This window comes from Massilia sp. FBCC-B171 (assembly GCF_059134155.1).
In genome coordinates this window covers 497,682-517,974 of sequence record NZ_CP101443.1, presented here as the reverse complement: position 1 = coordinate 517,974, position 20,293 = coordinate 497,682, and the positions used below count along the sequence as shown (strand labels likewise).

At 65.6% G+C, this 20,293-nt stretch carries 14 protein-coding genes; 8 read left to right on the top strand and 6 right to left on the bottom strand.

Features of this window, described 5'->3' with window-relative positions:
• Positions 1-254: 254 nt before the first annotated feature.
• Complete coding sequence (locus tag NMB41_RS02400; RefSeq protein WP_494380890.1) at positions 255-2,567, bottom strand: NADP-dependent malic enzyme; 2,313 nt, start codon at positions 2,565-2,567, stop codon at positions 255-257.
• A gap of 196 nt (positions 2,568-2,763) precedes the next feature.
• Between NMB41_RS02400 and thiL the strand changes: the two genes are divergently transcribed.
• Positions 2,764-3,741, top strand: a complete 978-nt coding sequence (gene thiL, locus NMB41_RS02395; RefSeq protein ID WP_494380889.1) for a thiamine-phosphate kinase — start codon at positions 2,764-2,766, stop codon at positions 3,739-3,741.
• A gap of 326 nt (positions 3,742-4,067) precedes the next feature.
• Here thiL and NMB41_RS02390 read toward each other — a convergent pair whose 3' ends face one another.
• Positions 4,068-5,258, bottom strand: a complete 1,191-nt coding sequence (locus tag NMB41_RS02390; protein WP_494378481.1) for an IS110 family RNA-guided transposase — start codon at positions 5,256-5,258, stop codon at positions 4,068-4,070.
• Between the two features lie 175 nt (positions 5,259-5,433).
• Here NMB41_RS02390 and NMB41_RS02385 point away from each other — a divergent pair, with 175 nt between their 5' ends.
• Positions 5,434-6,765 carry an ISNCY family transposase gene (locus NMB41_RS02385; protein WP_494380888.1) on the top strand — a complete coding sequence of 444 codons (1,332 nt, stop codon included), beginning with the start codon at positions 5,434-5,436 and terminating at the stop codon, positions 6,763-6,765.
• Between the two features lie 93 nt (positions 6,766-6,858).
• Here NMB41_RS02385 and NMB41_RS02380 read toward each other — a convergent pair whose 3' ends face one another.
• The 3 genes from NMB41_RS02380 to NMB41_RS02370 are packed head-to-tail and all read right to left on the bottom strand — an operon-like array spanning position 6,859 to position 11,965.
• Positions 6,859-9,423: an EAL domain-containing protein gene (locus NMB41_RS02380; protein WP_494380887.1), complete on the bottom strand. Its 2,565-nt coding sequence runs from the start codon at positions 9,421-9,423 to the stop codon at positions 6,859-6,861.
• Positions 9,420-11,453 carry a sensor histidine kinase, YfiR-like protein-associated gene (locus NMB41_RS02375; protein WP_494380886.1) on the bottom strand — a complete coding sequence of 678 codons (2,034 nt, stop codon included), beginning with the start codon at positions 11,451-11,453 and terminating at the stop codon, positions 9,420-9,422. The genes NMB41_RS02380 and NMB41_RS02375 overlap by 4 nt, the downstream gene beginning before the upstream one ends.
• On the bottom strand, positions 11,450-11,965 hold the full coding sequence (locus NMB41_RS02370; RefSeq protein WP_494380885.1) for a TOL_0243 family YfiR-like periplasmic protein: 516 nt from the start codon (positions 11,963-11,965) through the stop codon (positions 11,450-11,452). The genes NMB41_RS02375 and NMB41_RS02370 overlap by 4 nt, the downstream gene beginning before the upstream one ends.
• Positions 11,966-12,333: 368 nt before the next feature.
• Here NMB41_RS02370 and NMB41_RS02365 point away from each other — a divergent pair, with 368 nt between their 5' ends.
• Genes NMB41_RS02365 through NMB41_RS02350 form a run of 4 tightly spaced genes read left to right on the top strand, consistent with a single transcriptional unit; the run spans position 12,334 to position 17,288 of the window.
• Entirely contained in the window at positions 12,334-12,777 is a 444-nt protein-coding gene (locus NMB41_RS02365; protein WP_494382924.1) for a CinA family protein, read from the top strand.
• Positions 12,770-13,717: a metallophosphoesterase family protein gene (locus tag NMB41_RS02360; protein WP_494380884.1), complete on the top strand. Its 948-nt coding sequence runs from the start codon at positions 12,770-12,772 to the stop codon at positions 13,715-13,717. The genes NMB41_RS02365 and NMB41_RS02360 overlap by 8 nt, the downstream gene beginning before the upstream one ends.
• Before the next feature lie 40 nt (positions 13,718-13,757).
• On the top strand, positions 13,758-16,595 hold the full coding sequence (locus NMB41_RS02355) for a M16 family metallopeptidase (protein ID WP_494380883.1): 2,838 nt from the start codon (positions 13,758-13,760) through the stop codon (positions 16,593-16,595).
• A gap of 15 nt (positions 16,596-16,610) precedes the next feature.
• Positions 16,611-17,288 carry a class I SAM-dependent methyltransferase gene (locus tag NMB41_RS02350; RefSeq protein WP_494380882.1) on the top strand — a complete coding sequence of 226 codons (678 nt, stop codon included), beginning with the start codon at positions 16,611-16,613 and terminating at the stop codon, positions 17,286-17,288.
• Between the two features lie 172 nt (positions 17,289-17,460).
• Here the strand turns inward: NMB41_RS02350 and glf are convergent, their stop codons facing one another.
• Positions 17,461-18,615: a UDP-galactopyranose mutase gene (glf, locus tag NMB41_RS02345; protein WP_494380881.1), complete on the bottom strand. Its 1,155-nt coding sequence runs from the start codon at positions 18,613-18,615 to the stop codon at positions 17,461-17,463.
• A gap of 281 nt (positions 18,616-18,896) precedes the next feature.
• On the opposite strand from glf, the gene NMB41_RS02340 reads away from it, so the two are divergent.
• Together NMB41_RS02340 and NMB41_RS02335 are read left to right on the top strand one after the other, a co-directional pair.
• Positions 18,897-19,214 (top strand): ArsR/SmtB family transcription factor, encoded by a 318-nt coding sequence (locus tag NMB41_RS02340; RefSeq protein ID WP_494380880.1) that lies wholly within the window; start codon positions 18,897-18,899, stop codon positions 19,212-19,214.
• Entirely contained in the window at positions 19,211-20,155 is a 945-nt protein-coding gene (locus NMB41_RS02335; RefSeq protein ID WP_494380879.1) for a cation diffusion facilitator family transporter, read from the top strand. The genes NMB41_RS02340 and NMB41_RS02335 overlap by 4 nt, the downstream gene beginning before the upstream one ends.
• Positions 20,156-20,293 lie beyond the last annotated feature (138 nt).

The following is a 20,293-nucleotide window of genomic DNA, read 5'->3' as shown; positions in this document are numbered from 1 at the left end:
CTGGGGCAGTGCGGAGTTCGGATGGCAACCCAATATTGTATCAGAACGATTCTTGCTTGCCTCTTGGACGTAACCAAATGATATCGAAATACCGCCATAACAACATTGTTGCTGGTGTTGCGCGGCATGCAAGCTGCGCTTACGGATTGTTACGTGTCTCCGCCATAAAAAACAGGCGAGCACGCTCGCCTGTGAGTCCACTCAATGGAGGCTGAATCGGACTGAACTTTTGTCAGCCCGGCCGCCCTGCCCGATCAGCGGTTCGACACCGCATCGACCACGCACAGCGCGGTCATGTTGACGATCCGGCGCACCGTGGCCGACGGCGTCAGGATATGCACCGGCTTGGCGCAGCCGAGCAGCACCGGGCCGACCGCGATGCCGTTGCCGGCCGCCGTTTTCAGCAGGTTGTAGGCGATGTTGGCCGAATCGATGTTCGGCATCACCACCAGGTTGGCGTCGCCCTTGAGCGTCGACTGCGGCATCAATTTCGCGCGCAGCTTCGAATCGAGCGCGACGTCGCCATGCATCTCGCCGTCGATCTCCAGGTTCGGCACCTTCTCCCGCACCAGCGCCAGCGTGGCGCGCATCTTCTGCGCCGACTCGCTGTCGGACGTGCCGAAATTCGAATGCGACAGCAGGCCCACGCGCGGCGTGATGCCGAAGCGCTCGAGTTCCTCGGCCGCCATGATCGTGATCTCGGCCAGTTCCGCGGCGTTCGGGTTGTCGTTGACGTGGGTGTCGACCATCGCGATCTGGCGCTCCTCGGTAATCACGAAGTTCATCGCCGCATACACGTTGGCGCCGGCGCGCTTGCCGAGCACCTTGTCGATGAAGTCGAGGTGGGTCCAGGTGGTGCCGTAGGTGCCGCAGATCATGCCGTCGGCGTCGCCCTTGTGAATCATCATCGCGCCGATCAGCGTATGGCGGCGGCGCATCGCCAGCTTGGCCATGTCCACCGTCACGCCTTTGCGCATGACCATCTGGTGGTAGGTCTGCCAGTAGTCGCGGTAGCGCTCGTCGAAGTCGGGGTTGATGACGTCGAAGTGCACGCCCAGCTTCAGGCGCAGGCCGAACTTCTCGATGCGCTGCTCGAGCACCGCCGGGCGGCCGACCAGGATCGGGCGCGCCAGCTTCTCGTCGACTACCACCTGCACCGCGCGCAGCACGCGTTCGTCCTCGCCTTCGGCGTAGACGATGCGCTTGAGTTCCGGCGGGGTCGCCTTGGCCACCTGGAACAGCGGCTTCATGAATGAGCCGCTGCGGTAGACGATCTGCTGCAGGCTCTCGGCATAGGCTTCGAGGTCGGCGATCGGACGGGCGGCGACGCCGCCTTCCATCGCGGCCTTCGCCACCGCGGGTGCGATGTGGGTCAGCAAGCGCGGGTCGAACGGCATCGGAATCAGGTATTCAGGGCCGAAGGAGAGGTTGTTGATGCCGTAGGTGGTCGCGACCACGTCCGACTGTTCGGCATGCGCCAGGTTGGCGATCGCGTGCACCACCGCGATTTCCATTTCGCGCGTGATGGTCGTCGCGCCGCAGTCCAGCGCGCCACGGAAGATGTAGGGGAAGCACAGCACGTTGTTGACCTGGTTCGGATAGTCCGAACGGCCGGTGGCGATGATGACGTCGCTGCGCACGGCCTTCGCGTCTTCCGGCAGGATTTCCGGATTCGGGTTGGCCAGCGCCAGGATGATCGGGTTCGGCGCCATCTTGGCGACCATCTCGGGTTTGAGGACGCCGCCGGCCGACAGGCCGAGGAAGATGTCGGCGTCGGGCATGATGTCGGTCAGGGTGCGGTGCGCGGTGTCCTGCGCGAAGCGCTCCTTGTCCGGGTCCATCAGCTCGACGCGGCCCTTATAAACCACGCCGGCGAGGTCGGTGACAAAAATGTTCTCGATCGGGAAGCCGAGGTCGACGATCAGGTCGAGGCAGGCCAATGCCGCCGCGCCCGCGCCCGAGACCACCAGCTTGCAGTGCTTGATGTCCTTGTTGACGACCTTCAGGCCGTTCAGGATGGCGGCGCCGACGATGATCGCGGTGCCGTGCTGGTCGTCGTGGAAGACCGGGATCTTCATGCGCTCGCGCAGCTTGCGCTCGATGTAGAAGCACTCGGGCGCCTTGATGTCTTCCAGGTTCACGCCCCCAAAAGTCGGCTCCAGCGAAGCGATGATGTCGACCAGTTTATCCGGGTCGTTCTCGGCGATCTCGATGTCGAAGACGTCGATCGCGGCGAACTTTTTGAAGAGCACGCCCTTGCCTTCCATCACAGGCTTGGAAGCCAGCGGGCCGATGTTACCGAGGCCCAGCACGGCGGTGCCGTTCGAGATCACGGCCACCAGGTTGCCGCGCGAGGTGTACTTGTACGAGTTCAGCGGGTCCTTGACGATCTCTTCGCAAGGGGCCGCGACGCCCGGCGAATAGGCCAGGGCCAGGTCGCGCTGGTTCAGCAAGCCCTTGATCGGCGTGACGCTGATCTTGCCGGGACGCGGGAACTGGTGGTATTCGAGCGCTGCAGCACGCAGTTGTTGGCGTAATTCTTCTTTTTTATCCGATGACGAATCCATGCTATGCAGCCTTCCTGAACTTAGAGGGGAACCTCCAATTTTATCAGAGTGGCTATTGCAGTCAGCTACGTATTTTCCACGCATGGGATTCATCAGCTTTGCTGATGTGACGAGCCTCGGTATAAGTAAAGCCGATGAATACGGGTGTTGTCTCCTTGACCAGCACGTGCACGCTCTCTGGACGGTAGAATTGCCCATGCTTTCCGAATTCGACCTCATCAAACAATACTTCCGCCGCGCCCGCAGTAGCCACTCCGGCCACGTTGTCCTCGGCATCGGCGACGACTGCGCCCTGCTCGCGCCCACCCCGGGCATGCAGAGCGCGATCTCGACCGACCTCCTGATCGAAGGCCGCCATTTCTTTGCCGGCGCTGACGCGCGCATGCTGGGCCATAAAAGCCTGGCCGTGAACCTGTCGGACCTGGCGGCGATGGGCGCGCGGCCCGTCGGCTTCACGCTGGCCCTGTCCCTGCCCGGCGCCGACCCCGAATGGCTGGAAGCGTTTTCCAGCGGGATGTTCGCGCTGGCCGACCAGCACGACTGCGAACTGATCGGCGGCGACACCACGCGCGGGCCGCTGGCGATTTGCATCACCGTGTTCGGCGAGATCGCGCCGGGCCACGCGCTGCGCCGCGACGCCGCCCGCGCAGGCCACGACATCTGGATCTCCGGCACGCTCGGCGACGCGCGCCTGGCGCTGGCAGGCTACTGGAAAGAGATCGCACTGGATGCCGAGTCGCTGGCCCAGGCCGCGCCGCGCATGCACCTGCCGACCCCGCGCGTCGAACTCGGACGCGCCCTGGCCGCGCTGCCGATCGCCCACGCGGCGCTCGACATTTCGGACGGGCTGGTGGGCGACCTGACCCACATCCTGGACGCCTCGAAGGTCGGCGCCACCCTCGACATCGACGCCCTGCCGCCCGGCCCGGCGCTGGCACAGCAGCCGCTCGCCCTGCGCCGCCGCTTCACCCTGGCCGGCGGCGACGACTACGAACTGTGCTTCACCGCTCCGCCTTCCCAGCGCGCGGCCGTGCTGGCGGCAGCCGGTTCGGCCGGCGTGCCGGTCACGCGCGTGGGAACGATCGATGCTCAGCCGGGCTTACGGCTGGTCGATGCGGCGGGCAAGGCGGTGGAGATGGATGTGCAGGGGTGGGATCACTTCAGCGGAGATTAAATAAGCCGCGGACCGCGTGGGCACAGAGTCCGATCGCGGCCCGGCCCACCCTTCTATGAAGACTGTCAAGGAGCGTGTGCGATCTTGCCTCTCCTGGTAGCTATCTGGTTGATGCTGCTGTCGTAAAGCTCTTGGTCATCTGTCCGTGAGACATTGGCGTCTCACCACCTTCTATCCGTTGGGCTGTTTGTCCAACTGAATCCTGCATGCGCGTTGCGCTCAGGTGACCTCGTTAAGGCAAGCCCCATCTACTAGCGTCGGCTGTTGGTTGACAGCCAGGGTGGGCCACGGGCTTGCAAGCTTCACACTGCAAAACTTCCTGCTCGTCATACTGCCGCTTCGATTATCTTGCCAGTCCTTGGTTTGAGCTCAGCGCCGTCGGGCATCACGCCGTCCTTCAGGTAACGCCAGAGGGCAATGGCCAATCGTCGGGCCACAGCCACGATGCAGACCCGCCGGCCACGCTTGCCCGCCGAAGGGGCGTCGGTGCCGCTGTTGGTTCGTCGCTTGAACCACTGGGCCAGCGCACTGTCGGGCTGGTGGCGCAGCCACATCCAGGCCATCTCGACGAGCAAGGCGCGCACCCGGCGATTGCCCTGCTTGCTGATGCCCTGGTCGACCCGGCGTTGCCCGCTGTCGTACGGTTGAGGTACCAGTCCCACGCAACTGCCGACCTGGCGGGCATTGTCGAACTGGCGCCAGAACAGTTCGAGGACCAGGCGCTGCGCGCCGACCGGGCCGACACCGCGCAGCTTCTGCAGCGTGGCGGCCGAGGACGCCGCAGCGGGGGGTAACAGCCGGGGCAACTGGGCTTCCAGTTCGTGAAATTGCTGGGTCACCAGCGCCAGCCGATCGCATTCCCTCATCAGGCGCTGTCGCAGGCACTGCGGCAGCGCAACGCCGTCATGGCAGATGATTTCGTTGCGTCCGAGCTGTTCGGCAAACTTCGGTCCGACTTCCATCCAGCAGCCGACGGTACGCAGCAACTTCGTGATGCGGTCCCGGTGCTGCGTGATTTCCTTTTGCAACTGGCCGCGGTCGCGTACGAGGTGACGCGTCGCTTCGTCCTCAGCCGCCGGCACCGATACTGCCCGCAGCCGGTCACGCTCGCCGCGCAGCCAGCCGCGCAGGCACGACAGCAGGCGCAACGCGTCGAGTCGGTCGGTCTTGGCGCGCCGGGCGTGGCGTTCCACGGGAATGCTCGCTGGATCGGCGACCACGACTTCGTATCCATGTTTCTGCAAGGCCCGGCAAATCCAGAACCCGTCCTGGCCTGCCTCATACAACACCACGACGCGACAGTCTGGGGGCAAGCCCCATTTCCCTCGTTCTGCTTCGATTAGCCCAATCAATTCGGCTAACCGGTTAGAGGCGCTTGCCTGCTTCGTGTTGTGCACTGAGGGCCGCTCGTGCGCATCGTCCTGCAACGCCACTTTCCAGTTCTTGCACGCAAGTTCGAGCGAGGCTGTCAGCGTCTGGTGGGTGAGCGTAATATCCTGAGTGTGAGCCGGTTGCATGTCGTTCTCCTAAATCTGCGTTTCGAACTCTCAGGTTAGGACTCGATCTGCAAATCGGCTCACTTTTTTTTCATCATAGGATCTACCAGAGCGCGCCCTTCGTAGGGTGTGTAAGAGCAAAGTTGTAATGTCCGCTTCTAGCAAAGTTGAAATGTCCGCTTTTGCTAGATAGTTCATGCTGTCGATTCCGAATCGTTTGGAGTCGAGCGTGAGCAAAATCGGGAGCATTACGATGCAGGAGCTAGAGCGGGCTGAACTCGTGGGGGCGTGTGCCCGTGGCGAGGTCAAGGCAACGATTGCGGCGAAACGGCTTCAAATAACGACCCGGCAGGTGCGGCGCCTGATCAAGCGGTTTGCAGAGGATGGCGTAGGCGCCATGATTTCTGGCAAGCGAGGCAAGCTGAGCAACAATCAGCTCGGGCCGGGCCTGGCCAAGGCAGCCCTACAACTGGTACGCGACCATTACGCCGATTTTGGCCCAACACTGGCGTGCGAGCAGCTGCGGGATCGGCACGGCGTCATCGTGTCAAAAGAAACGCTGCGTGGCCTGATGATCGAGGCGGGATTGTGGATCCCAAAGACCGCGCGGATGGCTGCGCTGCACCAGCCGCGCGAGCGGCGCGCCTGTTTCGGTGAACTGGTCCAGATCGACGGCAGCCGCCATCACTGGTTCGAGCGACGTGGAGACGCTTGCGCACTGCTCGTCTACATCGACGATGCAACCGGAAAGCTGCTGCAGCTGCACTTCGCCCCGAGTGAATCAACGGCCAGCTATTTCGAGGCCACGCAGCGCTACGTCGAACAACACGGCAAGCCCCAGGCGTTGTACTCCGACCGCGCTGCCGTGTTTCGCTCGGCAATAGCGACGAGCCGAACCTGCACCCAGTTTCAACGTGCCATGGATGAACTCGGAATCGAACTAATCTGCGCTAACTCACCGCAAGCAAAAGGCCGTGTAGAACGAGCCAACCGTACCTTGCAGGACCGCTTGGTAAAACATCTGAGGCTTGAAGGAATCAGCGATATCGCGACCGCCAATGCCTGGTGTAACGATTACGCTGCACGTTACAACGCCCGGTTTGCCCGTGTGCCAAGCAATCCGCTTGACCTGCATACGCCGTTGCAAGCCGGCGAAAACCTGGAGCGCATCCTGAGCTTTTGCGAGACACGCAAACTGAGCACCCAACTGACCCTGCAACAGGCCACCGTACAGCACCGGCTGGACGATACCCCCAGAGCCCGAAGTCTGATTGGCCAAGCTGTTGCCATCCATACCTACACCGATGGCCGTGTGGAGCTGCGGGCAAACGGTCAGCTATTTACCCATACCAGCCTGGCACTGCCGCGTCGGGAAAATCGGAACGACATCGACAGCAAGACCCTGCACGCACTGCTCGACAAAAAGTCGCGCAACCGGACCTATCGTGCCGATCAGCCAGCCGCCATCGTTACGAAAGGCGTGTCAGCAGCAAAGAAAGGGGCCGCTCAGCTCCATGTTCACACCTGAAAAAGCGGACATTTCAACTTTGCTGAAAGCGGACATTTCAACTTTGCCTTTACAGGGTGGGCACCCCGTGCCCACGCGGACGCCGGCATCGAGTCAGCCCGTACGGGGCACCTTGCGGTCGTCATACGGCCCGTGCTCCATCCAGTAATGCCGGAACGCCAGCCGCACGTTGTCGCGCAACTCCGCATCGTTCCACGGCTTGGTATAAAACTTGTAGATCGACCCGCGGTTGATCGATTCGAGCACGGTCTTGACGCCCGTGTGGCCGGACAGGATGATGCGCATCGTGTCCGGGTACATCTCCTTCACCTTGCTCAAAAATTCGGTGCCGCTCATGGCCCGCATGCGCTGGTCGCACATCACCACCTGCACCCGGTACAGCGCCAGCAATTCGAAGGCCTCGGTCGGCGTGGCCGCCGTCAGCACACGGTAGTTGTCGCGCCGTAGCAGGCGGTGCAGCGCGGTCAGGGTGTCGACGTCGCCGTCGACCACCAGAATCGTTTGCACAGTGCTGTCGTCCAGCGCCGAACGGTCCGGGGTGTCGCGGTTGCGGCGCACCAGCTGGGCCAGCTGGCCAGGGGGCAGCGCGCGCGAAAAATGAAAACCCTGGATCTCGTCGCAGCGGTGGCGCCGCAAGAACGCCATCTGGGCGCGCGTCTCGACGCCTTCGGCGATCACCTGCATGTGCAGGCTGTGCGCCATGCTGACGATGGCCAGGGCAATGGCCGCGTCGTCCGGGCTGGTGACGATGTCGCGCACGAAGGCGATGTCGATTTTCAGCTTGTCGATCGGGAAGCGCTTCAGGTAGGCCAGGCTCGAGTAGCCGGTGCCGAAGTCGTCGATCGCGATGCGGATGCCCAGCGCTTTCAGCCGCTCGAGCACTTCGATGGTGCGCTCGGCATTGGTCATCAGCGCGCTTTCGGTCAGTTCGAGCTCCAGCAGCCCCGGTTCGATGCCGTGCCGTTCGAGCGCGGCGCGCACCACGCCTTCCAGGTCGCCCTCGACGAACTGGCGGCTCGACACGTTCACCGCCACGCGCAGCTCGCGCACGTCCTGCGCCTGCCATTCGGCGATCTGGCGGCAGGCCTCGTCGATGATCCAGTCGCCGATGCGCACCACCATCCCGGTCTCTTCCAGCACCGGCACGAATTCGGCCGGATACACCAGGCCATGGCCCGGCCGGTGCCAGCGCAGCAGCGCCTCGACGCCGCACACGCGCCCCGTGGAAAGTTCGAGTTTGGGCTGGTAGTGCAGTACGAACTGGCGTCCCTCGAGCGCGCCGCGCAGCGCCACCTCGAGGTCGAGCCGGGCCAGCACCTGCACGTTCATGCCGGCCGTGAAGAAGCGGTAGCCGTCGCGCCCCGCCTCCTTGGCGCGCACCATCGCAGTGTCGGCATATTTCACCAGCGTGCCCGGGTCGACCGCGTCATCCGGATACATGGCGATGCCGATGCTGGCGGTCAGTGCCGCCTGCTGGCCCTCCAGGTCGAAAGGCGCGCGCAGGGATTCGCGGATCTCGTTGGCCAGGTGCGCGGCCTCGTCCTGCTGCTCGCGCGTCATGCTGAGGATGACGGCGAATTCGTCGCCGCCCAGGCGCCCGACCGAGTCGCGCTGCTCGCGCACCCGCACCAGCCGGTTGCTGAACTGGCGCAGCAATTCGTCGCCCAGCTTCGGGCCGAGCGAATCGTTGACGATCTTGAAGCGGTCGAGCGTGATGAACAGGACCGCCACGCGCCAGGCCTTGTCCTGCGCCAGCTCGATCGAATCGCGCAGGTTCTGGAAAAACAGGGTGCGGTTCGGCAGGCCCGTCAGCGCGTCGAAGCTGGCCAGGTGTTTCAGGCGCTGCTGCGCCTGCAGGCGCTCGCTGATGTCGCGCGCGACCGCGATCAGGAGTTTACTGGTCCCCGCCTCCTGCCATTGCCAGCTGATCTCGACCGGCACCGCGCCTTCGCCGCCGGCGCGCAGCAGTTCGGTCTCGGCGATGTCGGCCTCGTGGGCCGCGCCATTGGTCGCCAGGTGCCGCTCGAGCTGGTCCTTTGTGGTCAGACCGAGGGCCACCGGATCGATGCGCATCAGCGCCTCGCGCGAAAAGCCGAGCATGCGGCAGGCGCCGTCGCTGACGTCGACCAGCGCCAGGCTGGCCGCGTCGATCAGGAAGATGCCGTCGGTGGTCGCGTCCATGGCGCTGCGAAAGCGCCCCAGGGCGGCAGTGCGCTCGCGCACGGTGCGTTCCAGGCGCGCGCCGTATTCGCGCGACTCGCGGTGCATCAGGCGCACTTCCAGCAGGTTGCGGATGCGCGTCATCACCTCGACCGTGTCGAGGGGTTTGCCGATGAAGTCGCGCGCACCGGCCTCCAACGCCGCCAGTTTCTTGTCCGGTTCGGCCGTCACCACCAGCACCGGCAGCCAGGATTCGCTCTCCAGCGGTTTCAATGCTTCCATCACCTGGAAGCCGTCCATGTGCGGCATGTGCAGGTCGAGGATGATCAGGTCGAAGCGGAATTTCAGGTGCATCGACACCACCTGGCGCGGGTCGCTCGTGCTGTGCACGTTCTCGTAGCCGGTGGTTTTCAGCAGGTATTCCAGCAGCTGCACGTTGACCGGCTGGTCGTCCACCACCAGCACGCGCGCGCGGCGTACCTCGGCCGGCGTGATCATGAAGCGCGTCCCTCGGTGCTGGCGGCGCCCTTTTGCGCGCGCAGGTGCGCCAGCGTGAGGTCGATCGCTTCGTTGAACTTGTCGATGTCGATCGGCTTGGTCAGGTAGCGGAAGAAGCCGGCCGCGATGCCGCGTTCGATGTCGCGCGCCATCGCATTGGCCGTCAGCGCGATCACCGGGATGCCGCGCGTGCCCGGCTCGCGCTGTAGCTGGGCCAGCACCTCGAGCCCGCTCATGCCGGGCAGGTTCAGGTCCATCAGGATGATTTCGGGATGGTGGGCGCGCGCCAGCGACAGGCCAAGCGGGCCGTCGCCGGCCGCCAGCAGGCGCAGGTCGGAGCGGAAGCGCACGATTTCCTCCACCAGTTTCAGGTTGGCCGGATTGTCCTCGACATACAGCAGCAGATGGGGAGCGCCATCCCCGCCCGGTGCCGCCACCGCCTCCAACTGGACGCCGGCAGGGGCGGTCGAGGCCAGCGGCGCCGTCGTGCCAAGTTCGATCGTAAACACGCTGCCCACACCCGGGCTACTCGTAACATTGATAGTACCGCCCATCAGTTCGACCAGGCGGCGCGTGACCACCAGGCCGATGCCGGTGCCTTCCTGGGCGCCCGCTTCCTGGCCGAGCCGGTTGAAGGGCTGGAACAGGTTCTCGACCTGCTCGGGGCGCAGGCCCATGCCGGTGTCCTGCACCGAAATGCGCAGACGGCCCGGGGCGCCCTGCACGCAGTCGAGCACCACGGCGCCGGCGTCGCGGTTGTACTTGACCGCGTTCGACAGCAGGTTCAGGAGCACCTGCTTGACGCGCGTGCGGTCGGCCAGCAGCACCGCGTCGACCTTCTGCGGGAACAGCATGCGGATGCCGCGCGCGGCCGCCAGCGGTTCGATCATGCTCTGGCATTCGCCCAGTATCTCGCCCAATTCGACCGGCTCCATCGACAGCGTGATCGTGCCCGACTCGACTTTCGCGAGATCCAGGATCTCGTTGATCAGGGTGAGCAGGTGGCGTCCCGATTTGAGGATGTGGTTGGCGAACTCCTTCTTCTGGGCCTCGGTCGTGGGCAGCGACTGCGAAGTCAAAATCTGCGCAAAACCGAGGATCGCGTTGAGCGGGGTGCGCAGCTCGTGGCTCATCGAGGACAGGAAGGCCGATTTCGCCTGGTTCGCCTTGCGCGCCTCGTCGATGGCGTTGGCCAGTTCCGCGTTGGCCAGCGCCAGCTGCAGCGTGCGTTCGTCGACGCGGTGCTCGAGCTGCTCGTTCAGGCGCATCACTTCCTGCTGGGCGCGCGAACGCTCGGCCGCCTCGCGCACGATCTCGGCGTTCGAGCCTTCCAGCTCGCGCGTGCGCTGCTCGATCTCGGTCAGCATCGCGTTGAACGAGTCGGCCAGCTCGGCCGCCTCGTCGTCGCCGACGCGCGGCGCGCGGCGCGAATAGTCGCGTGTGGCCACGACATCGCGCGCAATCTCGGTGACGGCCACGATCGGGGTCGTGATCACGCCGCCCATGCGCCGCATCACCAGATAGGCCGTGCCCATCGCCAGCAGCATCACCCCGAGCGCAATGGCCAGATAGTCGAGCGTGCGCGCCAGCAGCCGGTGTTCGGCGTGCAGCCAGACCGTGCCGATGGTCTCGCCGTTTTCCACGATCGGGCGGAACAGCGTCACCGCGTCGCCCTCGGTCTGCGCGCCGGCCGCTTCCGGGCGCGCCGGAAAGCTGCTTTTCTTTCCATGCGCCGTATAGGAAGCGAACAGGCGCCCGTTCTCGTCGAAAATGGCGGCCGCCCCGACCATCGGCCGGGTGCGCAGCAGCGCCAGGTTTTCGCCTGCCAGGCGCGGATCGTCGAAGGCCAGCGCGGCCGAGGTCATGTGCCCGACCAGTTCGGCCTGGGTCGACAAATCGTTCACCAGCGAACGGTGGTAGCTGCGCAAGTCGTAGCCAATGATCAGGCCGACCGACACCAGCAGCGCGGCGAAGGTGGTGGCCATCACGGCCACGACCAGCTTCTTGCGGATCGAGGAGCGCCGGATCACGAGGCCCCCGTCACGCGCAGGGCCGCGGCCAGCAGGCGCGCGCTGATCTTGATGCCGCTGGGGCCGACCTGGCCGAGCGCCACTTCGAAGCGCAAGCGCTCCGCAGCCACGATGAAGTGGATCATGCCGGCCGGCGCCTCGCCGGCGTCGGCCACGGTCAGCAGCGGCAGCCCGCGCGCGGCGGCCAGCAGGGCGGCGCCGTCCGCGCCGGCAACGTACAGGACGTGCAGGCCGGCAGGCGCATCGCCGCGCGCCACGCGCCGCACGGCCAGCGGATGGCCGCCCACGCTGCGCCCCGCCACCACCTGCTCGAGCTGGGCCGCCAGTTCCTCGTTGCCGGCCACGCCGATCACCAGCGCGCTGTCGGGCCGGGCGAAGGCGGCGGCCGGCCAATCGACGAAGCCGGCGAATTTATACAGGTAGGCGGCCTTGACCTGGACTTCGAGGCGGCTGTCGACACGTGCCGGCTGTGCGTGCACGGCGCCGGCGAGCAGCGACAAGGCAAGGAGCAAGGAATATGCCGAGCGCACGGCCCGGACGGCGAACGCCATCACGGCCGGACCGGCTCTACGCGAAAGCACATGGATAATGCATGCGGCATGAGAGTTCTGTTAAATAAAAGAAACGCGGCGGAAACCGCCGCGATGCAGGATAGCAGTCCGGTTTGCCGCCGTGTCGCACGGGACATTTATTTAACCGATAGTGACGATGGGGAACCTGGGACCGGATCGCGGCAAGTTTGCCACACCAGTGTGCGCCATGCCGCGCTAGAATGAACCATGCGCGACCACCCGCTGTCGCCACCGCCGGGTACGCCTGGCGCCACCTGAAGGAGCTGCACGTGACGAACGAGTTGATCGATCTTGCAACGAAAGTGGGCATGGCGCTGCAGGCCAAGCGCCTGCTGCTGGCAACGGCCGAATCCTGTACCGGCGGCGGCGTGTCGCAGGCCGTCACCGAAATCGCCGGCTCGACCGGCTGGTTCGAATGCGGCTTCGTGACCTATTCGAATGTGTCGAAAGCGGAAATGCTCGACGTCTCGCTGGCGCTCATGGCCCAGTTCGGCTCGGTCAGCGAAGAAGTCGCGGGCGCAATGGCCGAGGGCGCGCTGGCCAACAGCAATGCCGACGTCGCCGTGTCCACCACCGGCATCGCCGGCCCGACCGGCGCGGTGCCGGGCAAACCGGTCGGCACCGTCTGCTTCGGCTGGGCGCGCGGCGACACCACCCACACCGAGCGCCTGGTGTTCCAGGGCGACCGCCAGGCCGTGCGCGAGCAGACCGTGGCGCATGCGCTGCGCGGCCTGCTGCGCTTCATTGAATAGGCAGGGCCGGCCTGGCGCGGCCCGGCACGCAGCGCGCCTGCTCGCCTGCGCCCTGGGCGGCGCGGCCGTACCGGCGCTCGCCCAGGCAGCCCCCGAACCAGCAGTCCAGACCGTGTACGCCGTCGGCGACATCGCCCGCTGCCCCCATCCCGACACGCGCTGGACGGGCGCCGCCGACACGGCCGCCGTGGTCGCGGCGGGTCTCGCCGCCGACCCGCAAGCCGTCGTGCTGACCCTGGGCGACCATACCTATCCGCGCGGTACGGCCGCGGAATTTGCCAACTGCTACGGGCCGACCTGGGGCCGCTTCAAGGAGCGCACCTGGCCTTCTCCCGGCAACCACGAATACTATACAAAGGGCGCCCTGCCCTATTTCGCCTACTTCGGGGCGCGCGCCGGACGCGGCTACTACAGCCTGACGCTGGGCAGCTGGCGCATCTATTCGCTCGACAGCAACCTGAGGGGCGCGGCGCAGGAAACACAGCTGGCCTGGCTGAAGGACGAGCTGGCGCGCGACCCGCGGGCCGGCGCCGGCGGCGCGCCGCCCTGCACGCTGGCATTCTGGCATCATCCGCTGTACAGTTCTGGCGGCCACGGCAGCGTGCCGGCGATGCGCGCGGCCTGGATGCTGCTGCAGGACGCAGGCGCCGAGCTGGTGTTGTCGGGCCACGACCACGACTACGAGCGCTTCGCGCCCCAGGATGCGGATGGACGGCACGACCCGCGCGGCCCGCGCCAGTTCGTGGTCGGCACCGGCGGCGCCTATCCGACGCCTTTCCTGCGCATCCGGAAAAACAGCGAAACGCGCGACGCCAGCCGCAACGGCGTGCTGCGCCTGCGATTATTTGCAGGCGGCTACAACTGGGAATTCCTGGAAGCGACCCCACCTCAGCTACCCAACCCCTCGCCGCCCGACCACGGCAGCGGCCGCTGCCACTGACATTGATTCATTGCATCACCTTTATCTCCTGGAGCATCACATGAAAACCCGCCCACTGTTTGCCGCATCGCTGCTGATGGCCGCCCTGAACGGCGCCGGCGCGCAGGGCGGCGGGGGCAGCGCCGCACCAATCGGCACGGCGCCCCAGACCAGCCTGCCCGGCATCCCGACCATCGCCTTCGACAAATACACCCTGCCCAACGGCTTGCAAGTCATCCTGGTCGAGGACAAGCGCCTGCCGCTGGTGGCCGTGAACGTCTGGTACCACGTCGGGCCGGCCAACGAAGCGCCGGGCCTGACCGGCTTCGCCCACCTGTTCGAGCACATGATGTTCGCCGGCAGCAAGCACCTGCCGCGGGGTCTCGCCGACCGCCTGATGGAAGGCGCGGGCGCCAGCGACAGCAACGGCAGCACCGATTACGACCGCACCAATTACTACGACACGGTGCCCTCGAACCAGCTCGAGCTGGCCCTGTGGGTGCATGCCGACCGCATGGGCTATCTGCTCGACGTGCTCGACCAGAAGTCGCTCACCAACCAGCAGGACGTGGTGCGCAACGAACGCCGCGACACGGTCGAGAACGAACCCTACGGGATCGTCGAAGAAGCGCTGAACCACGCGCTGTTCCCGCAGGACCACCCCTACCGCGCCTCGGTGATCGGCTCGCACGCCGACATCCAGAATGCCAAGCTGGAAGACGTGCGCGACTTCTTCACGCGCTACTACGGCCCGAACAACGCCAGCATCGTGATCGCCGGCGACATCGATAAAGTAAAAACGCGGGCCCTGGTGGCCAAGTATTTCGGCAGCCTGCGCCGCGGCCCGGCCGTGGTGCGCCCGAAGGTGACGACGCCGCCGATCACGCTTGAGAAGCGCCTGGTGGTGCCGGACCGGGTCGAGCTGCCGCGCGTCTACATGGGCTGGCTCACGCCCCCTGCCTACCAGCCGGGCGACGCCGAGCTGGCCGTCGCCGCGCAAATCCTCGCCGGCGGCAAGTCGAGCCGCCTGTATAAATCGCTGGTCTACGGGCGCCAGATCGCCCAGGACGTGGACGCCAACCAGGATGCGCGCGCGCTGACCTCGGCCTTCCTGATCGAAGTGACGGCGCGCGCCGGCCACACGCCGGCCGAACTCGAGGAAGCGATCGACGCCGAACTGGCGGCCCTGCGCGAGCATGGCCCGACCGAGGAGGAAATGGCGCGCGCCCGCAACCAGATCGAGACGGCCATCGTCAGCTCGCTGGAAAAGCTGGGAGGCGACGGCCTGGCCGACCAGCTGAACCACTACAACCAGTACACGGGCGACCCCGGCTACCTGGCGCAGGACGTGGCGCGCCTGCGCAGCATCAGCGCGGCCGACGTCAGGCAAGCCATGCGCACCTGGCTGCCGCAGCGTGCGCGCGTGGTGGTGGCCGGCGTGCCCGGCATCCCCGACCTGCCGCCCGATCCGCCGGCGCCGAAGCCGCCCAAGGCGCGCTCCGGCCATGGCGCGGGCGGCATCAACGAAGCCGAAGCCTGGCGCACCCAGATGCCGAAAGCCGGACCGGCGCCGCGCATGACGCTGCCGCAGGGCGAGGCCTTCAAGCTGCCGAATGGCTTGACGGTGATTCACCACCACAACCCGGCGCTGCCGCTGGTGTCGGCCGAACTGGTCGTGCGCAGCGGCTCGGACGCGAATCCCCCTGGCCTGCCGGGCCTGGCCGGTTTCACGGCGCAAATGCTGACCGAGGGCACGGCCACGCGCAGCGCGCCGCGCATCGCCGACGACATCGCGCAGCTGGGCGCCTTCATGGATGCCGACAGCAGCACCGGCGGCTCGGCCGTCTCGCTGCTGTCGCTGCGCGCCAACTTCGGCGCGGCGCTGGCCGTGCTGGCCGACGTCGTGCAGAACCCGGCCTTCCCGACCGCCGAAGTCGAGCGCCAACGCGCCAGCCGCCTGGGCGAGCTGATGCAGCAGCGCGACGAACCGGAACTGATCGCGGCCCTGGCCGGCGCGGGCGCCCTGTTCGGCCCGCGCCATCCCTACGGCTACGGCCAGCTGGGCACGGAACCGGCGATCCGCGCCGTCACGCGCGAGGACCTGCACGGTTTCTGGCAGCGCCACTACGTGCCGGGCAATGCGGCGCTGGTGGTGGCGGGCGACATCTCGCGCGCCGAACTCAAGGCGCTGGCGGAGAAGCATTTCCTCGGCTGGAAGAGCGCCCCGGTGCCGCCGCTGGCGCCGGGCGCGCCGGCGACGACGAAGGCGCGCGTGGTGCTGGTCGACCAGCCGGGCGCGGGCCAGACGGCGCTGCGCCTGACCACCCTGGCGGCCGAGCGCAAGACGCCCCTGTATCCGGCGCTGGAAGTCATGAACGCCGCCTTCGGCGGCCTGTTCACCAGCCGCATCAACCAGAACCTGCGCGAAGACAAGGGCTATACCTATGGCGTGTACTCGGGCTTTCGCTACGACCGCACGCCCGGCCCCTTCATCATCGCCGGCAGCGTGCGCGCGAACGTGACGGGCGCCTCGGTGAGCGAACTGCTCAAGGAAGCGCAAGCGATGGTCGACAAGCCCATGGAGGCGGCCGAACTGGCAGGGGCGCGCAACGCCGAGCTGCTGTCGCTGCCGAACCGCTTCGAAACCAACAGCGACATCGGCGCCAGCCTGGCCGAAACCTTCGTGTTCGACCTCCCGCTCGACTATTACAGCCAGCTGCCGGCGCGCCTGGCGGCGGTCACCGCGGCCGACGTGCAAGCCGCCGCCAAGCGTTACCTGGACCCGGCGCGGCTGATGGTCGTCGCCGTGGGCGCGCGCAAGAAGATCGCGCCCCAGCTCGACAAGCTGAAACTGGGGCCGGTGGAAGTGCGCGACAGCGAAGGGCAGCTGCGTCCTTAAATTGGAGGAAGTGCGATGGCGGTACTGACGGACGAGAAAATTGTGGAGTCCTGGTCACGCAACAGCGTCCCCTGGGTGGCCGCCGTGCGCGGCCGAGAAATTGCCAGCCGCGCGCTGGTGACGGATGCTGCCATCGTCGAGGCCGTGCGCGCCTGCCGGCCCCGTACCGGCGTCGACCTCGGCTGCGGCGAAGGCTGGCTGGTGCGCGCCCTGCCCGAGGTGAAGATGGTCGGCGTCGATGCGATCGACGGCCTGGTCGAGGCGGCGCGTGCCGCGGGCGGCAGCGCGGGCGACTTCCGGGTCATGTCGTATGAGGAAATCGCGGCCGGCCAACTGCAGTTGGCCAGCGACGTCGCCATCTGCAATTTCTCGCTGATCGGCGAAGCATCCACGGCTGGCCTCTTGCGCGCGGCGCCGGCTTACCTGCGCCCGGGCGGCACGCTGATCGTGCAAACGGTGCACCCGCTCGCCTCCTGCGGCGATGCGCCCTACCTGGACGGCTGGCGCGAAGGCAGCTGGGCCGGCTTCAGCAGCGATTTTACCGATGCGCCTCCCTGGTATTTCCGCACCCTGGCGAGCTGGGTCGCGCTGTTCATCGACAGCGGCCTGCGCGTCACAAGCCTGCGCGAACCGGTGCACCCGGAAACCGGCAAACCGGTGTCGTTGATCCTGATGGGCCAGCTACCCGATTAACACCGCGATGCTTGCACATCGTAGGGTGGGCTCTCCGAGCCCACGCGGATGCGTGCGTCGCGTTGGCGCATGGGCGCGGCGATAAATTCATCAAACCGACACGTGACTGCGGATCATCCGCCCCCGCCAACACGGCGCACAGGTCCGCGTGGGCACGGAGTGCCCACCCTATTTACGCCAGTGGATCGATCACAAACGCCGGCATCGATTGCTTGTCCCGAGCGCAGTCCAGGAACTTATCGGCCGTCATCAACGCTTCGTTGATGGTGACGTCCATGTCCAGGTAGCGGTAGGTACCGAGGCGGCCGACAAAAGTGACGTTCGGCTCCTTGTTCGCCAGGTTCACGTACAGCTCGAGCTGCTGCTTGTCGCGCGCCAGGCGGATCGGGTAGTACGGGATGTCCTTCTCTTCGCACTGGCGGCTGTATTCCTTGTAGCAGATCGTCTTTTCGTGCTTTTCCCACGGCGAGAAATGCTTGTGCTCGGTGATGCGGGTGTACGGCTTTTCGTTGTCGCAGTAGTTGATGACCGCGTTGCCCTGGTAGTCGCCGGTGGCGCGGAAGGTCTCGAAATCGAGCGTGCGGTACGGCAGGCGGCCTTCGGCGTGCTTGAACCAGGCGTCGATCGGGCCGCTGTAGAAGACGTGCTCGTAGTCGGACTTCAGGTCCGGATCGAAGCGCGTGTTCAGGTGCACGGTCACGCCCGGCACGGTGATGATGTTCTCGACCAGCGCGGTGTAACCCTCGGCCGGCATGCCCTGGTACTTGTGGCTGAAGTAATTGTCGTCGTAATTGAAACGCACCGGCAGGCGCTTGAGGATGCTGGCCGGCAGTTCGCTCGGCTCCAGGCCCCATTGCTTGACGGTATAGGTCTTGAAGAAGGCCTCGTACAGTTCGCGGCCCACGAAGCGCAGCGCCTGCTCTTCGAAGGTGGTCGGGTTTTCGATCGTCTTGTCGCCGAGCGACTGCAGGAATTCTTCCGCTTCCGCCGGGCCCATGGTCTTGCCGAAGAACTGGTTGATCGTCAGCAGGTTGATCGGTAGCGTGAACACTTGCCCCTTGGTGATGGCCTTGACGCGGTTCACGTAAGGCTTGAACTCGGCGTAGCGGTTCACGAATTCCCAGGCGCGCTCGTTATCGGTGTGGAAAATGTGCGGACCGTAGACGTGCAGCATGACGCCGGTTTCGGCATCGCGCTCGGAGTGGCAATTGCCCGCGATATGGGAACGCGATTCGAAGACTTCGACGGTGTAACCGGCTTGTGCAAGCTGGTTGGCAATCACAGCTCCGGAAAATCCAGCGCCGACGATGGCGATTTTCTTGTTCATGTGGTTCTATCCTGACTGTTGATTGTTGATGGTCATGGGGAGCGCGGTCCACCGGCTGACCGGACCTGCGCCCATGGGTAAATGTTGGTTCTTGCGGCACGCTGTGCCGGTTCGCGGTCGTTCTTTTTATTAATACACCGACAATTATATGATGGGCTCCGGGTTAACCCCCGTTCGATTGGAAGCGGCCAGAACGCGCCCCCACACTGCCTTTCAGCACGATTGCGTTGCGTAATCGTCCACCTTGATCTAACATGTGAACAACTATTCACATGTTAATGATGAACACTCTTCCCTATCCGAATGACGACGTCGACCAGCTGGCGGACCTGTTCCACCTGCTGGGCGACCCGACCCGCCTGCGCATCGTGCTGGCCTGCCTGGCGCAGCCAACCGCGGTGGGCGAGATTGCCGCGACGCTCGCGCTGTCGAGTTCGCTCGTCAGCCACCACCTGCGCCTGCTGCGCGCGGCGCGCATCGTCAAGGCCGAGCGCCAGGGCAAGCAAGTGTTCTACGCCGCCGCCGACGCCCACATCAGCACCCTGCTCACCACCATGTTCGAGCACATCGCCGAACCTACCAACGGAATGGACGCATGAGCCACGATCACGACCACGACCATCAGCACGGCCACCACGGGCACGGCCATGGCCACCACCACCATCACATTCCGGAAGCGGGACACGGGCGCGCCTTTGCGCTGGCGATCGGCGTCAATGCAATCTTCGTCGCCATCGAATTCGTCTACGGTTTCCTTGCCAACTCGACGGCGCTGATGGCCGATGCCGGGCACAACCTGTCGGACGTGCTGGGACTGGTGCTGGCCTGGGGCGCGGCCGTGCTGACGAAACGCGCGCCGAGCGCGCGCTACACCTACGGCATGCGCAGCACCTCGATCCTCGCGGCGCTGGGCAATGCCATCCTGCTGCTGCTGGCCTGCGGCGCGATCGCCTGGGAAGCCCTGCACCGCTTCACGGCGCCGGCCCCGGTCGAAGGCATGACCGTGTCGGTGGTGGCGGCAATCGGCGTGGTGATCAACGGCTTTTCGGCCTGGCTGTTCATGGCCGGCAGCAAGGGAGATTTGAACATCCGCGGCGCCTACCTGCACATGGCGGCCGACGCCGCGATCTCGCTGGGGGTGGTGATTTCGGGCCTGGTCATCATGGGCACCGGCTGGACCTGGCTTGACCCGGCCGTCAGCCTGGTGATCGTGCTGGTGATCGTAGTCGGCACCTGGTCGCTGCTGCGCGAATCGCTGCGCCTGGTGATGGCGGCCGTGCCCGGCAGCGTCGACGCGGTGGCGATCGATCGTTTTCTTGCCGCGCAGCCAGGCGTGGCCGGGGTGCACGACCTGCACATCTGGGCGATGAGCACGACCGAAACGGCGCTGACGGCGCATTTGGTGATGCCGGGAGGCTATCCCGGGGACCGCGTGATCGAAGAGATCGTCACGCGCCTGCGCCACGATTTTTCGATCGGGCACTGCACGCTGCAGGTAGAAGAAGGGACGTTACAACATCAATGCGCGCTCGTCACGTAGAGCGTGTGAAAAAAACGCCAGGGCAAGGCGCATCGTCGAAGACAGTACACTCGTACGGCGAGACGATGCAACGCAGCCATGGCGGATTTTTTCACACGCTCGTAGGTTGGGCCGGGCCGCGATCGCACCCTGTACCCA

Coding starts and splice junctions, on each gene's coding strand:
- NMB41_RS02390 (WP_494378481.1), bottom strand. CDS start 5,258: ATGCAACCGGCTCACACTCAGGATATTACGCTCACCCACCAGACGCTG.
- NMB41_RS02400 (WP_494380890.1), bottom strand. CDS start 2,567: ATGGATTCGTCATCGGATAAAAAAGAAGAATTACGCCAACAACTGCGT.
- NMB41_RS02385 (WP_494380888.1), top strand. CDS start 5,434: ATGCTGTCGATTCCGAATCGTTTGGAGTCGAGCGTGAGCAAAATCGGG.
- NMB41_RS02380 (WP_494380887.1), bottom strand. CDS start 9,423: ATGATCACGCCGGCCGAGGTACGCCGCGCGCGCGTGCTGGTGGTGGAC.
- NMB41_RS02365 (WP_494382924.1), top strand. CDS start 12,334: ATGGCGCTGCAGGCCAAGCGCCTGCTGCTGGCAACGGCCGAATCCTGT.
- NMB41_RS02355 (WP_494380883.1), top strand. CDS start 13,758: ATGAAAACCCGCCCACTGTTTGCCGCATCGCTGCTGATGGCCGCCCTG.
- thiL (WP_494380889.1), top strand. CDS start 2,764: ATGCTTTCCGAATTCGACCTCATCAAACAATACTTCCGCCGCGCCCGC.
- glf (WP_494380881.1), bottom strand. CDS start 18,615: ATGAACAAGAAAATCGCCATCGTCGGCGCTGGATTTTCCGGAGCTGTG.
- NMB41_RS02340 (WP_494380880.1), top strand. CDS start 18,897: ATGAACACTCTTCCCTATCCGAATGACGACGTCGACCAGCTGGCGGAC.
- NMB41_RS02350 (WP_494380882.1), top strand. CDS start 16,611: ATGGCGGTACTGACGGACGAGAAAATTGTGGAGTCCTGGTCACGCAAC.
- NMB41_RS02335 (WP_494380879.1), top strand. CDS start 19,211: ATGAGCCACGATCACGACCACGACCATCAGCACGGCCACCACGGGCAC.